Here is a 15,411-nt window from a genome sequence, read left to right as displayed (position 1 = left end):
CGTAAATGGATTCCCAAACCCGCCCCGGCTACTGCCCAGAGAAAAAAGGAGGAACAGACGTGAGGAAAAGAAACCTTGTAAAAAAAATGACAGCATTGGTATTGGCAGGGACCATGACGGCGTCACTGGTAGCGTGTGGAGGAGGACAGGGCGCAGCCTCCGGCGGCGGGGCGTCCGAGGCCACGGAAAACACAAGTAAGGCGGCAGAGGGAGCGGATACCGCGGCCCCGTCCGGGGAAAAGACAAAAATAACCTACTGGGCCCCGTTCTCAGGCGGGGACGGCGATATCATGACAGCCCTTGTGGATGAGTTCAATGCCCAAAGCCCCACCACGGAAGTGGAATTCATGATCATCAAATCAGAGGAATACTATACAAAGCTGCTGGCAGCCATGACATCTGATTCCGCTCCCACGGTGGCGGTCAACCATATTACCAGGATTAAGGAGTATGTGACCGATGAACTGCTGGAACCCTTGGACAGCCTGGCAGCAGACGCCTCCGTGGACTGGACCGGGTTTACCAAACGGCTTCAGGAAGCTTCCCAGGTGGATGGCACCCACTACTGCATGCCCATGGATACCCATCTGCTGCTGATGCATTTCAACACAGATGAATTTGAGAAGATGGGCCTTTTAGAAGACGACGGGACAGTCATTGTGCCGGACGGGGAAGAGGCGTTCTTTGAATATTTTGAAAAAGTAAAGGCGGACAGCGGCAAGATGCCTTTGTCAGGAACCTCCATGAACGGGCTTCCCATGTATGTGTGGTATACCCTGCTGACCCAGTTTGGCGGCGATGTGTGCGATGCTGACGGCAGGACCGCCACCTTGGACAGCGATGCCAACAGAAAGGCGCTGGAAATCATGATGCGGATGGTGGACAGTGAGATCTGGCCCAAGAACCAGAAGAACGGCGCGGAATTGTTTACCGGCAATGTGGCGGTGGCCACCATCAACGGTGACTGGGCAATCCCCACCTTTGAGGGAACCAATGGGCTGAACTTCGTGTCAATGTCATTCCCCCAGTTAGGCACCACCAAATCCGTTTATGCGGATTCCCATACACTGGTGATTCCTAAGAACGCCAATCTTACGGATGCGGAAAAGACATCTGCCATGGAATTCATGAAATGGATTACGGATAACACTGGCAAATGGGCCCAGTCCGGCCACATTCCCAGCAGGACCTCCGTCATGGAATCCGAGGAATTCAAGGCCCTTCCCTACAGGGAAAACTATGCGGAGTCCGCAAACTATGCAAAATTCTATCCCCAGGTATGCGGCGTGGCCGGCCTTACGGAAATGACCTACAGGGAACTGGCTGCCATGATTGCAGGGGAGCAGGACGTGCAGGCGACCATGGACCATATGCAGGAGCAGTTCCAGGAGATTCTGGATTCCTATAACAGATAGGGCGGCGGGAAAATGGAAGTACCGGGTTAGGAACATATATTTTGAGACTGCTGCAGGTAATACTGCAGCAGTTTTAAAAAAGGCAGCAATGGAACTTAACAGCAACGAAATCGGAGGCATTCCATGGATAAGTCATATCAATCAATCAAGCGGAAGAATGCGGTGAGGGAGAACATAACGGCGTGGTGCTTTATCATCCCGTTCCTGCTCTTTTTCCTGTGCTTTCTCCTGTACCCCATCCTTAAGGGCATGAAACTCAGCCTGTTTGATGCGACACTGGGCGGCAGGACATTTTTTATCGGCATCCAGAATTATGCTGCGATGTTTCAGGACAAAGGATTTTGGCAGGCCATGTTCAATACCTTGTTTTTTGTGGTAATCTCCACGCCTACGATTGTCCTGGTAGGTTTTATCTTTGCAATGTTCATCAACTCCAGGTTAAAGGGCACCATTTTTATCAGGACCTGCTTTTTCTCTCCCTATGTGCTGTCCATGTCCGTGGTGACCGGCCTTTGGATTTTTATTTTCCAGCCTTACACCGGCCTTGTGACACAGCTTACCAATGTACTGGGCATTGGGGAAATGTACTGGCTCAATACAAAATGGCTGGTATGGCTGGCAATCCTGATTACCACTGTGTGGTGGACCGTTGGATTTAACATGATTCTTTTCCTGGCAGGGCTTCAGGACATACCGGAGGACATCTACGAGGCAGCCAGGATTGACGGGGCCAATTCACGGCAGATGCTGTTTTCGGTTACGATTCCCATGCTAAAGGACACCACGGTACTGGTAATCATGCTCCAGACCATCGCCTCCTTTAAACTGTTCGGGCAGACCTACCTGATGGCGGGAGGCGGTCCCGGTACCCATACAAGGACCATTGTGCACTACATCTATGAGACAGGCTTTACAAACCGGAGGATGGGACGGGCGGCAGCCATGTCCGTTGCGTTTTTTGTGATGGTGTTCATCATCACCATGCTGCAGAACAAAGTCCTGGGCAGGAAAAAAGATTGAGAAGGAGGAAACCCATGAAGACAAAGAAAAAAATGACCGTGGGAAGGGCTGCTTTATATATTATTGTCTATATTGCGGCATTGTTTTGGATTTTCCCGGTAATCTGGATGCTGGTATCGTCATTAAAACCCTATGGGACCCCTGTCAGCATCCTGTCCAAGGTGCTGACCGGTGTGTTCTCCCTGGATAATTATGCGGTGGTTGCCAAAAAGGCGCCAATCATCAAATGGATTTTCAACAGTGCGTCCGTTGCCATTGCAGTTACCATAGGCACCCTGATGCTGACTTCCCTGGCAGCCTACGCCATTTCAAAATTGAAATTTAAAGGGCGCACAGCCATTTTCCTCCTTATCACGGCCGGTATGATGGTGCCCATTGAATCCATCATCATACCGCTGTACCAGGAGATGGCGGAACTTAAGCTTCTCAATACATATGTGGGCCTGATGTGCCCCAGCCTGGCGGCGCCCATCGGCGTGCTGATCATGAAACGGTGTTATGACGGCATTCCCGATGAACTGATTGAGGCAGCGGTGCTGGACGGGGCCAATGCCTTTGAGCGGTGGTGGAATATCTGCATTCCGGTATCCAAATCATCCATGGCTGCCGTGGGGATATTCACATTCACCAATTCCTGGAACAATTTCCTCTGGCCCTTTTTATCCATCACATCAGAGAAAATGATGACCCTGCCTGTGGGAATCCCCCAGTTCCAGGGGGCCAACCTTTCAGAATTCACACTGCCAATGACGGCCAGCGTAATTGCTTCCGTGCCGGCCATCATCGTATTCCTCATATTCCAGAAGCAGATCATCCGGGGCATTGCCATGACCGGTATTAAGGGATAATCATGGTTTAAGGTTATATTTGTAATGCATGACCGGGCGGGAGCGGATGCCCCGGCACACCACAGGAAGGAGACAACATTTTGAAAAAGGCAGATATGACGGTAGACCGTCTGAATATCATTTCAGCTATTGATGAGCGCATCTACGGTTCCTTCATCGAACATCTGGGGAGGGCTGTGTATAACGGGATTTACGAGCCGGGTCATCCCCTGGCGGACAAAGACGGGTTCCGCAGGGATGTAATCCAGCTGGTGAAGGAACTGAAAGTCCCTGTCATACGGTATCCGGGGGGCAACTTTGTATCTGGTTTTAACTGGGAGGACAGTGTGGGGCCTAAGCAACAGCGTCCGGCCCGGCTGGACCTGGCCTGGTTTACCACGGAGACCAATGAGGTAGGGCTGCAGGAATTCGACAGCTGGCTTAAGAAAGTGGATTCAGGGCTGATGCTGGCAGTGAACCTGGGAACCCGGGGAGCGGACGCGGCCAGGAATCTGGTGGAATACTGTAACCATGGGAAAGGCAGTTACTGGAGTGACCTTAGAAGGTCCCATGGGAAAGAGGAACCCTACAACGTAAAGACATGGTGCCTGGGCAATGAGATGGACGGCCCGTGGCAGATGGGGCACAAGACCGCATATGAGTACGGGCGGCTGGCCAATGAGACGGCCAAGATGATGAAATGGGTGGACCCCTCTATTGAACTGGTGGCCTGCGGCAGTTCCAAGATGGTGATGCCTACCTTTGCGGACTGGGAGGCAACGGTCCTGACAGAGTGTTATGACCAGGTGGACTATCTGTCCCTGCATAATTACTGGGGCAATTTTGACGGCGATACACAGTCCTATCTGTCAGGCGGCGTCCTGATGGATGATTTCATACGGTCTGTCACGGCTATCTGTGATTATGTGAAGGCAAAGAAGCGTTCCAGGAAGACCATTCACCTTTCCTTTGATGAATGGAATGTGTGGTACCACACCAAGGAGAGCGACAAGCAGATTGAACACTGGATACAGGCGCCGCCCAGACTGGAGGATATCTATAATTTTGAGGATGCCCTGCTGGTGGGCGGGCTGCTGATTTCCCTCTTAAAGAATTGCGACCGCGTGAAGATGGCATGCCTGGCCCAGCTGGTCAATGTGATTGCGCCAATCATGACCGAGACAGGCGGGAAGGCGTGGAAGCAGACCATTTATTACCCATTCTATTACACCAGCATCCATGGACGCGGAACCGCGCTGAAGGTGAACATGGAGTGTCCCAGATACGACTGCAGGCAGTACACGGATGTGACTGCATTGGATGCAGTGGCTGTCTTAAATGAAGGCGGGGACACGGTAACCTTGTTCGTACTCAACCGTAGCATGGAGGAGGACATTGCCCTTTCCTGTGATTTAAGGAGCGTCAAGGCGGAATCCTGTATCTGCCATACGGCCCTTGAAGGTTACGGCTATGAGGAAGCCAACTCTGCCCTGGAACCGGACCGTGTGGTACCGTCCCATAAACCCACGGACATCCTGGAAAATGGACGGATGGAAGCAGTGATTCCCAGATCTTCCTGGCACATGTTCTGTTTCCGTACGAAAGGATGACCATGATGGGAGCATATGCAGATCAGACCGATATACCTAAGAACGAATACCCCAGACCCCAATTCAGGCGGAAAAACTGGATGAACCTGAACGGGAAGTGGGAGTTTGGGTTTGATGACAAGGATGTGGGGAAGAAGGAAAAATGGTATCTGTCCCACCCGTTTCCCGGACAGATTACGGTGCCGTTTGCATACCAGACAGAAATGTCCGGGATTCATGACACGGGATTCCACGATGTGGTCTGGTACCGCCGCAGCATTGACGGACGGGCATTGGAACAAGGGAAGCGCTTCATCCTTCATTTTGGGGCCTGCGATTACAAGACAGAGGTCTGGGTCAATGGGGAATGGGCCGGGACCCATGTGGGCGGACATTCCTCCTTTTCCTTTGAAATCACGGACCTGCTCAGGGATGGGGAGAATGTCCTGGTGGTACGGGCCGAGGACGATTCGAAGAACCTGGAACAGCCCAGGGGAAAGCAGTTCTGGAAACAGGAATCCGCATCCATTTTCTATACACGCACAACCGGAATCTGGCAGACCGTGTGGCTTGAACCAGTGGAAAGCCAGTTCATCCGCCAGGTGTGGATGACGCCGGATGTGGACCAGAAGATGATTGGCATGGAAATCCTCCTGGACCAAAAAACAGAGGCCAGGCTTAAGGTGGAGATTACATATAAGGGAACCAGGATGGTCTGTGATACCGTCACCGTGCTGAACGGAAAGGCGGTCCGGGAATGGAAGCTGGACCAGAACCTGAATCTGGAATGGGAGCACAAGTCCTATGAGTGGACGCCGGAACATCCGGTCCTGTTCGATGTACACTATAAGCTGGAATGTGAAGGGGCGGCAGTGGATGAGGCGGATTCCTATTTTGCCATGCGTAAGGTCAGCGTGGAGAATGGGACATTTCTCCTGAACAACCGTCCTTATTATCAGAAAATGCTGCTGGACCAGGGATACTGGCGCGGTTCCCTTATGACGGCGCCGGACGATGAGGCCCTGATAAGGGACATCACCCTTTGCAAGGAAATGGGGTTCAATGGGGTAAGGAAGCATCAGAAGGTGGAGGAGGAGCGGTTCCTGTACTGGGCCGACAGGCTGGGATTTTTGGTATGGGAGGAATGCGCCAGCGCTTATCTCTATTCCAGGGATTATGTCAGACAGATGGTTCCTGAATGGATGGAAATTGTGAAGCGGGATTATAACCATCCGTGCATCGTGGCCTGGGTGCCGCTTAATGAGTCCTGGGGCGTGGATGGCATCATGTACAGCCAGGAGGAGCAGGCCCACAGCGCGTGCATGTACTATCTGACAAAATCCATGGATACCACCAGGATGGTCATCTCCAATGACGGGTGGAACCACACAAAGTCGGATCTGCTCACTGTCCATGACTATACCTGCAATCCGGAGGTATTAAGGGAACGGTACGGGAACCTGGAAACCCTGCTTTCATCCATGCCCACAAACAGGACCCTGTTTGCCCATGGATATGGGTATGAAGGACAGCCGGTCATTGTGTCGGAATTCGGCGGCGTGGCGTACAGGCTTCATAAGGAAGAGGGCTGGGGGTATGCGGAGGCTGAAAGCGGGGAGGGGTTCCTGAAGGAATATGAGGGATTGATTGCCGCCCTGGCCGCATCGCCTCTGGTACAGGGCTTTGTGTATACCCAGCTGTGTGATGTGGAACAGGAGATGAACGGGCTTTTGACCTATGACAGGGAGCCGAAGGTGCCGGTGGAACAGATACGCAATGTGAATCTGAAGAATTTTCTATAGAATCTTAAGACAGGCATGGCGCCTGTATGGAAGGGAAGGACAGGGAAATGAAGGGAATTGTTTATGAAGGACCGAATATCCTGGGTTTACAGGAAGTCGGGGACGTGAGTCCGGGGCCGGGAGAGGTAAAATTAAGGGTCAGGGCATGCGGGATCTGCGGAAGTGATGTACACGGTTATTTGGGCATCACGGGCAGAAGGCTGCCGCCCATGATAATGGGCCATGAATTTGCCGGAGAGGTGGCGGAGCTGGGCCAGGGAGTGGACCAGTGGAAGAAAGGGGACCGGGTTGCCGTATATCCCGTGGATTTCTGCGGCCGCTGTGAAATGTGCAGGAAGGGCGACGTCCATCTCTGCCTGAATAAGAGGGCGTTTGGTGTGCTGGATGTGGATGGGGCATTTGCAGAGTATATCTGTGTTCCTGCAAAGTGCTGTTTCCGGGTAGCGGACCAGATTCCTTATTCAATAGGCACCCTGATGGAACCCCTGGCAGTGAGTTACCGGGGCGTGGAACACGCCGGGGATCTGACGGGCAGGACGGTCCTTATCGTGGGGGCGGGGACCATCGGGCTGCTGGCCCTGGCATGTGTGAAAATGAAAGGCGCTGCCAAGATCATCCTGTCTGATTTAAGTGATTACCGTCTTGGGATTGCCAGGGAGATGGGGGCGGATGTGACCGTCAACCCGGGAAACAGCGGCTGGAAGGCACAGATCCTGGCACAGACCGGTGGAAAGGGAGTGGATGTGGCCATTGAAGCGGTGGGCGCCGCCCCCACGGTGCAGCAGGCCATGGCAGCCCTGCGGTTTGGGGGTCGGGCCATCTGGATTGGCAACAATAAGCCATTTGTGGATGTGGACATGCAGGAAATCGTTACAAGGGAGCTGTCCATCCAGGGCTCGTTCCTGTACGGCTATGAAGAGTTTAAAACCGTGGTAGGCCTTGTGAACCAGGGCAGGATCCATGTGGCCCCGCTCATAAGCAGGGAGGTAAGCATGGAGGAAACGCCTGCATATTTTGAAAAACTGGCAAAGGACCCTGGCAGCCTGATAAAAGTGGTCATGGTGGATTAGGAGGAATCTGTGATGGGATATGATGAAAAACTGATTAAGAAATTAGAGGACAAGGCGCAGAAGCTGAGAAGGGACGTGGTCATCAGCATTGGCGTGGGAGTGGCCGGCCACATCGGGGGTTCCAACTCCTCGGCAGATATTGTGGCTGCGCTGTATTTCCATAAAATGAGACACGACCCAAAACATCCGGAATGGAGGGAAAGGGACCGGTTCCTGCTGAGCAAGGGACATGTGGGGATCCTCCAGTATGCGGCATTGGCGGAGAGCGGATACTTTCCTGTGGAGGATTTAAAGCATACCAAGGAAATCGGCTCCTACCTGCAGGGGCATCCGGATGTACAGAAAACCCCGGGCATTGAGGCGGGAACCGGCTCCCTGGGACAGGGGCTTTCCATTGGCCTGGGCATGGCCCTGGGGCTTAAGCTGGACCGTCTGGACAGCAGGACATATGTGCTGGTTGGGGACGGGGAGATTGCCGAAGGCCAGATATGGGAGGCGGCCATGGCGGCCAGCGCCTTTAAGGCCGATAACCTGGTGGCCATTGTGGACAGGAACCGGCTGCAGGCCAACGGAAGGACCAAGGAACGGTTTGACACAGGGGATATCATGGCCAAGTTTTTAAGTTTTGGCTGGCATGTGATTGAAATCAACGGACATGACATGAGGGAAATCCTCAGTGCCTTGGATGAGGCGGAAACCGTGAAGGGCGTTCCAACGGCCATCATAGCCAACACGGTCAAGGGAAAGGGCGTCAGCTTTGCGGAAAACGTGGTGGGATACCACAACGGGATGCTGACCGAGGAAACCTACAGACAGGCGCTTTTGGAATTAACCGTACAGGAACAGGAGGCATAGGCATGGGCTATACAAATCAGAGAGTTGCATATGGCAATACATTAGTGGAGCTGGGAAGGCAGGATGAGCGGATTGTGGTGCTGGACGCGGACCTGGGCGCATCCACCATGGGAAAGCTGTTTGAGGCGGAATTTCCCCAGAGACACTTTGAGATGGGGATTGCAGAGGCCAACATGACCAGTGTGGCGGCAGGACTGGCACAGACAGGGAAAATCCCGTTTACCAATTCGTTTGCAGTGTTTGCAGGAGGCCGCGCCTATGACCAGATACGCCAGACCATTGCAATCGGGAAACTGAACGTGAAGATCTGCGGTTCCTCATCCGGCCTGTCGGACTTTGGGGACGGCGCAACCCACCAGTGTGTGGAGGACCTGGCAGTATTCCGTGCAGTGCCCAACATGACGGTCATCTGCCCGGCTGACGCCAATGAGACAGTGGAAGCGGTAAAGGCCATGGCAGCCATGGACGGCCCCTGCTATCTGCGCCTGAACCGGAATGACTATCCCAATGTGACAAAAGAAGGGGAGAAATTCACCATCGGTGTTCCAAGCGTATTAAAGGAAGGAACGGATGTGGCCCTGTTTGCCACAGGATACATGGCCCGGCTGGCCATGGAGGCGGCAAAGGAACTGGAAGGCGCTGTTTCCGTCAGGGTCGTCAACGTGTCCACCATCAAGCCTATGGACCTGGAGGCCGTGAGGCGTATGGCAGACGGCTGCAGGGCTGTGGTGACGGCGGAGGAACACAATGTAAGGGGCGGTCTTGGAAGCGCACTGGCAGAAGTCCTCTGCAGGGAGCCAAAACCCATGAAAATGGTGGGGATTCAGGATACCTTCGGGTGCAGCGGACACAATTACCAGGAGGTACTGGAATACCATGGGCTGACAAAGTCAGCCATTGCAGAGGCAGTCAGGGAGATGGCGGGCATATAGGCGTGCGGGGACAGCGGACGTGTGCGCGGCCAAAGACGGCGGACATACGGGCGGCCAAAGACGGCGGATATATAAGCGGTTAGGAATAATAAGCGGTTAGGTAAAGAGAGAGGAGCAAAGGACGATGAAAATAGGATTTATCGGTTTGGGAATCATGGGAAAGCCTATGGTAAGGAACCTGTTAAAGGCTGGACATGAAGTGATTGTATACGACGTGGTGGAATCCAATATGGATCAGGTGGTAAAGGACGGAGCCAAAGCGGCTGTCTCCTCAAAGGATGCAGCCGCCCGGTGCGGCCTTGTCATCACCATGCTGCCCAATTCACCGCATGTAAAAAGTGTGGTCCTGGGAGCAGAGGGGGTTCTGGAAGGCGCTGCCCCGGGAACCATCCTGGTAGACATGAGTTCCATCGCGCCCCTGGCTTCTCAGGAAATATGCCGGGAATGTGAAAAAAAGGGCGTAAAGATGATTGATGCTCCAGTGTCGGGAGGGGAGCCCAAGGCAGTGGACGGAACCCTGTCCATCATGGCGGGCGGTGATAAAGATGTATTTGACCAGGTCTATGACGTGCTCATGACCATGGGCGCCAGCGCGGTCCACTGCGGGGATATCGGCGCAGGGAACACCACGAAGCTGGCGAACCAGGTAATCGTGGCCCTTAATATTGCGGCTGTATCGGAAGCCTTCATGCTGAGCACCAGGGCCGGTGTGGACCCCCTTAAGGTATTTGAGGCCATCAAAGGCGGGCTGGCCGGTTCCACGGTCATGAATGCCAAGGTTCCTATGATTACAGACGGTAATTTCAGGCCTGGATTTAAGATTGACCTTCACATCAAGGACCTGGGCAATGCCCTGGAAACCGGCCACGGTGTGGGCGCCCCGCTGCCCCTTACCTCCCAGGTGATGGAGATGATGCAGAACCTGCACGCGGACGGGCTGGGGGAAAGCGACCACAGCGCCATTGCAAGGTATTATGAGAAGCTGACAGGGACGGAAATCCGCGTCTGATATGGCGGGGACTATAAAGGATGGGGGATATCCATCCCATGTCCTTACCAGTTCCACCGCCCGTACCGCAGCGTGACAGCCCCGATGGTCTGAAGCAGTTCCTTTGTGACCTGGCCGGGAAGGAGCCTCCATTTCCAGTTTTCGCCCACCGTGGAGGGGGTGTTGACGCGGCAGTCATTGTCCAGTCCCATATAGTCCTGAAGGGGGATGATGCACAGCCGGGCCTGGCTGCGCATGATCAGGCTGATGAAGGACAGATATAATCTGTTTTCCGGCGTATGGGAATCGCACAGATAGTCCCTGGCAAGCGTTTGCTCCGCGGGCGTGATGGAGTTAAACCACCCCGTGATGGTTTCATTGTCATGGGTGCCTGTGTAGGCCACGCAGTTTTCAGGATAGTTGTGGGGCAGATAATCGCTGGCGCAGCCTGAATCCCTGGAGTCAAAGGCAAATTCCAGCACCTTCATGCCAGGGAAGGAACAGTCCTTAACCAGCTGGCGGACAGAGTCCGTCACATATCCAAGGTCCTCGGCAATGATTTCCTTTTCGCCCAGGGCCTGTTTTACTGCATGGAAGAATCCGATGCCAGGCCCCTGTTCCCAGTGGCCCCCGACGGCTGTGTCAGAGCCCGCCGGGATGGAGTAGTATTCGTCAAATCCACGGAAATGGTCAATCCTCACCACATCATACAGCCGATAGCAGTAGGACAGGCGGCTGATCCACCACTGGTATCCGGTCTGCCTGTGATAGCCCCAGCGGTACAGCGGATTGCCCCAGAGCTGGCCCGTGGAGGAGAAGCCGTCCGGCGGACAGCCGGCAACAGCAGTGGGGACATTGTCCCGGTCCAGTTCAAACAGTTCAGGATGCGCCCAGGCATCGGCGCTGTCCATGGCCACATAGATGGGGATGTCGCCTACAATGCGGATGCCGTTATGGTTGGCATAGGATTTTAGCTTATTCCATTGCCGGATGAATTTAAACTGGAGATATTCATGGAACTCAATGTCATAATACAGTTCCCTCCGGTAGTAGTCCAGGGCATTCTGCCAGCGCAGGCGGATATCCTCTGCCCACTGTGTCCAGGGTTTTCCGTCAAATCTGGATTTTACGGCCATGAACAGGGCGTAGTCTTCAAGCCACCACTTATTATCGGCTGAAAACTGTTTAAATTCCTCATCCTGGCTGATGTTGCTGCGCTCATAGGCAAGGCGCAGGAGGGGAAAACGTTCCTTATATATCTTTGCATAGTCCACGGCCCCGGGATGCGTCCCAAAGTCAGCGCTGTCACATTCCTTTCTGGTCAGCACCCCTTCCTCAATCAAATCCTCCAGGCTGATGAAATACGGATTCCCGGCAAAGGTGGAAAAGGACTGGTAGGGGGAATCGCCATAGCTTGTTGGACCCAGGGGAAGGATTTGCCAGCAGGACTGGCCGGCCTGTTTCAGCTGGTCCACGAATTCGTAGGCTTCCTTTGAGAAACAGCCGATTCCATATCTGGAAGGCAGGCTGGAAATGGACAGTAAGATTCCGCTTTCTCGTTTCATTTTCTATATACTCCTTTTCATGGGCAATGATGCCCTGGTTCATATTCCACGATGATTCCATAGTGGTCCGACACAATCGGCTCACAGGAGCCGTTAAATATGACGCGGGAGGACCGGACCGGGACCTTGCGGCTGGTCCAGATATAATCAATCCGCATACCGGAAACATCCTCCTGTTCCCTCCAGCCGTCAATGGCATGGCCCACCGTGATCCCGCTGTCTTTGCTGCGGGCCAGTTCGTAGCTGTCCAGCCATCCGAAGCCGCGTATCAGGTCCCTGCCCTCGCCCCGGACATGGGCCGGGGAATTGAAATCGCCCATGAGCCACACAGGGCCAGGGTATGTTTCCAAACACGCCCCGCCCCCCAGCTGCTTTCTAATCCGTTCCCACTGTCCTTCAAAAGGTTCGTCTTCATCCTTCCACCATCCCATATGGACGCTGTAAAAATATTCCATGCCATGTTCCGTGGCAATCCCTATCCCTAGAATCCTGCGTGTCTTCCAGTTGGCATAGTCCTGTGAGGCTGTGATATAAAACTGCTTTGTTTCCGCAATGGGAATCCGGCTTAAGATGGCCAGGCCCTCATCGTATTTACCGTATCCGGTCTTAGCCCCAATCCAGGTCCAGTGGTAGGGCCTGCCATGCTCCGCGCAGATCCTCACCGCGCGGTATGCATGGTTATCCATGCGGGGGATGGGGGAGGGATGGCTGCTGCATGGGGAGGCGGATGCACATGGGACATATGGGGGATGTGGAGTACAGGGAGCACATGGCACATATCCATATAGTTCCAGATCCTTTTTGTCCACCGGGGCAGCGGTCTGGGTCTGATTGACTTCCTGAAGCGCTATGATATCCGGCTCAGCCCGGCAGACGCCTTCGGCAAAGGCGTGGAGCTTGGCCTCGTAGTCCTCTTCCTCAAGGCTGTGGGTGTTTAATGTCATCAGTTTCATGGTACTCCTTCCTGTGGGCTGCTGGATGTTCCGTTCCCGCCCTGCTTTACAGTATATCATTAATATCGGACTTCAGCACATCTGCCTTCGGGCCGTATACTGCCTGGATGCCCTGGTCTTTCTTAATCAGGCCCATGGCCCCTTCCGCCTTCCAGTCAGCCAGTTCAGCCACCTTTGTGATATCCTTTACCGTAACGCGCAGCCGGGTCATGCATGCGTCCACCAGCAGGATATTATCCCTGCCGCCCAACAGCGTGATGATGCGCTCAGCCTGACGATTGCCGGAAATCTGCTTTTCAGGCCCATCCTGGCCGTTCCCGGCCCCGCTGTCATCCGTGTAGTTGCCCAGACGTCCCGGGGTGGCAAAATGGAACCGGCCAATCATGAAATACGCAATGGCATATCCCACGGCAAAGAAAACCGCCACACAGATGATGAAGTTAACGATATCGCCTCCCAGCCCTGCCTTCAGGGACATGGGGATACGGGTCAGGAACTCCAGGTTGCCAAAGGAATGCAGGCGCAGATGGATGATGCCGGCCATGGCAAACGCACATCCCTGAAGCACCGCATATACCAGGTACAATGGCAGTGCGCAGAACATGAACATGAATTCTAAGGGTTCCGTCACACCGGTCAGGAATACGGCCAGTACGGTGGAGATGAACATGGAGCGGTAGCTGCTGCGTTTATCCGCATCCACACGGCGGTACATGGCCAGTGCAATACCAAGGAGAAGGCCGGTTGCGCCTATCATCTGTCCCACCTTAAAGCGGGCAGGGGTTATGGCGGTGAGCAGGTTCTGGTATCCGGTGATATCCCCGGCATTCTGCAGGTTGATCAGGTCCGTGGCCCATGCAAGCCACAGGGGATCCTGGCCAAATACCTGAGAGCCTGCGTTGACCCCGGTAAGGATGGTGTAAGTTCCTCCAAAGGATGTGTAGTTCATCGGTATGGTCAGCATATGATGAAGGCCAAAGGGCAGAAGGAGACGTTCCAGGGTTCCGTAGATAAAGGGCGCCAGTATGGGGGATGTGGCTGAGGAATTGGCAATCCACACGCCAAAGGAGTTGATTCCGGTCTGCACCACCGGCCACACAATGGCCAGTACCAGGGAAATGATGACGGACCATGCAATGACCACCATGGGGACGAAACGCTTGCCATTAAAGAATGCCAATGCATCCGGCAGCTTCCTGTAGTTGTAATATCTGTTATAGATGACCCCGCCTGCAAAACCGGATATGATACCCACGAACACGCCCATGTTCAGGGCGGGCGCGCCAAGGACTGAGGTGAAGTATCCATTCACCAGGATTTCCTGGCCAAGGAGGGTGCGGGTGACGGCCTCCGGATTATTTAGGTCAGCGCTGCTGACGCCGAACAGGGCTCCGGTGATGACATTGATAAGGACAAATGCAATCACGGCCGCAAATGCGCCGCCGGCACGTTCCTTTGCCCAGGAACCGCCGATGGCCACGGCAAAGAGGATATGCAGGTTATTGATGACGGCCCACCCAATGGTTTCCATGGTCCTGCCCAGGGTAAGGACAAAATTCATGTCGCCGCCAGCCATCTGCACCAGTTTTCCCACGCTGATCATCAGTCCGGCAGCCGGCATGACTGCGATTACGGTCATCAGCACCTTGCCCAGCTTCTGGAGGAAATCAAAGTTAATGGGGAATTTGGATTTTTTCTTTTTGGGTTCAGGGGCTGCCTGGCCGGAGCCGCTTACGGCGTCAGCCTTTAAGACAGGCCCGTGGCCGGACGGGCTGTGGGCCGCGTCATCCGGGGGACACGCATCAAACAGCGTGATTACGGTATCGCTTCCCGCGGATACAGGGCCGGAAAATGTGTTCATGGTGCGGTTTTCCATGCCGCCGCAGATGAGTACGGGAGTGATGAGGTTCACCTGTTTTTCTTCCAGCATCTGAATGTCGGCTTCTGCCAGCAGGTCCCCTGCCTTTACCTTATCTCCCTGTTTTACATGGCATGTAAAAAATTCCCCTTTTAATGCCACGGTCTCCAGGCCGAAGTGCACCATGACCTCAATGCCGTCCTTGGAGCGCAGCCCGTATGCATGAAGGGTCTCTGCCACGGACACAACCTCACCGTCAATCGGGCTTACCAGTTTCCCGTCCCGCGGGATGATGGCAACGCCATCCCCAATAATCTTCTGGGAAAATACCGGATCCGGTACTTCACCTAATGCTACTGCTGTCCCTGTTAAAGGGGACAAAATCCTGATGCCGGTACAGCCATCGTTATTCCTGTTCATATGTAACCTGACCTCCTGAAAAAATTGTTGCATTGATTTGCGCAACCGCTTGCGTTAAATATATCCTGTTTACGCACACAATGCAAGCCTTTCTTGTGAATACCCTATGCTTTCTAC

The 15,411-nt window shown here is 54.0% G+C and carries 12 protein-coding genes; 9 read left to right on the top strand and 3 right to left on the bottom strand.

Annotated elements, in window-relative coordinates; all coding sequences use genetic code 11:
- Positions 1–59: 59 nt before the first annotated feature.
- From DWX59_RS00155 to garR, 9 genes are all read left to right on the top strand, one after another.
- Positions 60–1,415 (top strand): ABC transporter substrate-binding protein, encoded by a 1,356-nt coding sequence (locus DWX59_RS00155; protein WP_117555297.1) that lies wholly within the window; start codon positions 60–62, stop codon positions 1,413–1,415.
- A gap of 123 nt (positions 1,416–1,538) precedes the next feature.
- Complete coding sequence (locus tag DWX59_RS00150; protein ID WP_117555296.1) at positions 1,539–2,435, top strand: carbohydrate ABC transporter permease; 897 nt, start codon at positions 1,539–1,541, stop codon at positions 2,433–2,435.
- 14 nt (positions 2,436–2,449) lie between these two features.
- Positions 2,450–3,283, top strand: a complete 834-nt coding sequence (locus DWX59_RS00145; protein WP_235844824.1) for a carbohydrate ABC transporter permease — start codon at positions 2,450–2,452, stop codon at positions 3,281–3,283.
- An 80-nt stretch (positions 3,284–3,363) separates the two neighbouring features.
- Positions 3,364–4,872, top strand: a complete 1,509-nt coding sequence (gene arfA / locus DWX59_RS00140) for an arabinosylfuranosidase ArfA (protein WP_117555294.1) — start codon at positions 3,364–3,366, stop codon at positions 4,870–4,872.
- A 2-nt stretch (positions 4,873–4,874) separates the two neighbouring features.
- Positions 4,875–6,653 (top strand): glycoside hydrolase family 2 protein, encoded by a 1,779-nt coding sequence (locus tag DWX59_RS00135; protein WP_235844822.1) that lies wholly within the window; start codon positions 4,875–4,877, stop codon positions 6,651–6,653.
- 47 nt (positions 6,654–6,700) lie between these two features.
- Positions 6,701–7,723: a zinc-dependent alcohol dehydrogenase gene (locus tag DWX59_RS00130; RefSeq protein ID WP_117557101.1), complete on the top strand. Its 1,023-nt coding sequence runs from the start codon at positions 6,701–6,703 to the stop codon at positions 7,721–7,723.
- 12 nt (positions 7,724–7,735) lie between these two features.
- A complete protein-coding gene (locus tag DWX59_RS00125; protein ID WP_117555292.1) occupies positions 7,736–8,578 on the top strand; it encodes a transketolase in 843 nt (280 codons plus the stop codon).
- A 2-nt stretch (positions 8,579–8,580) separates the two neighbouring features.
- Positions 8,581–9,510 carry a transketolase family protein gene (locus DWX59_RS00120; RefSeq protein ID WP_117555291.1) on the top strand — a complete coding sequence of 310 codons (930 nt, stop codon included), beginning with the start codon at positions 8,581–8,583 and terminating at the stop codon, positions 9,508–9,510.
- Positions 9,511–9,634: 124 nt separating this feature from the next.
- A complete protein-coding gene (gene garR / locus DWX59_RS00115; protein ID WP_117555290.1) occupies positions 9,635–10,519 on the top strand; it encodes a 2-hydroxy-3-oxopropionate reductase in 885 nt (294 codons plus the stop codon).
- 44 nt (positions 10,520–10,563) lie between these two features.
- Here the strand turns inward: garR and malQ are convergent, their stop codons facing one another.
- From malQ to DWX59_RS00100, 3 genes are read right to left on the bottom strand one after another with little or no spacing between them, the layout of a single operon-like run.
- Entirely contained in the window at positions 10,564–12,063 is a 1,500-nt protein-coding gene (malQ, locus tag DWX59_RS00110) for a 4-alpha-glucanotransferase (protein WP_117555289.1), read from the bottom strand.
- 17 nt (positions 12,064–12,080) lie between these two features.
- The gene (locus DWX59_RS00105) at positions 12,081–13,016 is read right to left on the bottom strand and encodes an endonuclease/exonuclease/phosphatase family protein (protein WP_117557099.1); all 936 of its coding nucleotides are present in this window, start codon (positions 13,014–13,016) and stop codon (positions 12,081–12,083) included.
- Positions 13,017–13,062: 46 nt separating this feature from the next.
- A complete protein-coding gene (locus tag DWX59_RS00100) occupies positions 13,063–15,294 on the bottom strand; it encodes a PTS transporter subunit IIBC (RefSeq protein ID WP_117555288.1) in 2,232 nt (743 codons plus the stop codon).
- Between the last annotated feature and the right edge of the window lie 117 nt (positions 15,295–15,411).

The organism is Enterocloster aldenensis (assembly GCF_003434055.1).
Classification (GTDB): Bacteria; Bacillota; Clostridia; order Lachnospirales; family Lachnospiraceae; genus Enterocloster; species Enterocloster aldenensis.
The sequence above is the reverse complement of the archived record's forward strand: the minus strand, read 5'-3'. Positions and strand labels throughout refer to the sequence as shown.

Bases quoted from the DNA above. Each gene is read 5' to 3' on its own strand.
- DWX59_RS00105 (WP_117557099.1), bottom strand. From the start codon at position 13,016: ATGAAACTGATGACATTAAACACCCACAGCCTTGAGGAAGAGGACTAC.
- DWX59_RS00125 (WP_117555292.1), top strand. From the start codon at position 7,736: ATGGGATATGATGAAAAACTGATTAAGAAATTAGAGGACAAGGCGCAG.
- DWX59_RS00100 (WP_117555288.1), bottom strand. From the start codon at position 15,294: ATGAACAGGAATAACGATGGCTGTACCGGCATCAGGATTTTGTCCCCT.
- DWX59_RS00145 (WP_235844824.1), top strand. From the start codon at position 2,450: ATGAAGACAAAGAAAAAAATGACCGTGGGAAGGGCTGCTTTATATATT.
- DWX59_RS00120 (WP_117555291.1), top strand. From the start codon at position 8,581: ATGGGCTATACAAATCAGAGAGTTGCATATGGCAATACATTAGTGGAG.
- DWX59_RS00130 (WP_117557101.1), top strand. From the start codon at position 6,701: ATGAAGGGAATTGTTTATGAAGGACCGAATATCCTGGGTTTACAGGAA.
- malQ (WP_117555289.1), bottom strand. From the start codon at position 12,063: ATGAAACGAGAAAGCGGAATCTTACTGTCCATTTCCAGCCTGCCTTCC.
- DWX59_RS00135 (WP_235844822.1), top strand. From the start codon at position 4,875: ATGATGGGAGCATATGCAGATCAGACCGATATACCTAAGAACGAATAC.
- DWX59_RS00150 (WP_117555296.1), top strand. From the start codon at position 1,539: ATGGATAAGTCATATCAATCAATCAAGCGGAAGAATGCGGTGAGGGAG.
- garR (WP_117555290.1), top strand. From the start codon at position 9,635: ATGAAAATAGGATTTATCGGTTTGGGAATCATGGGAAAGCCTATGGTA.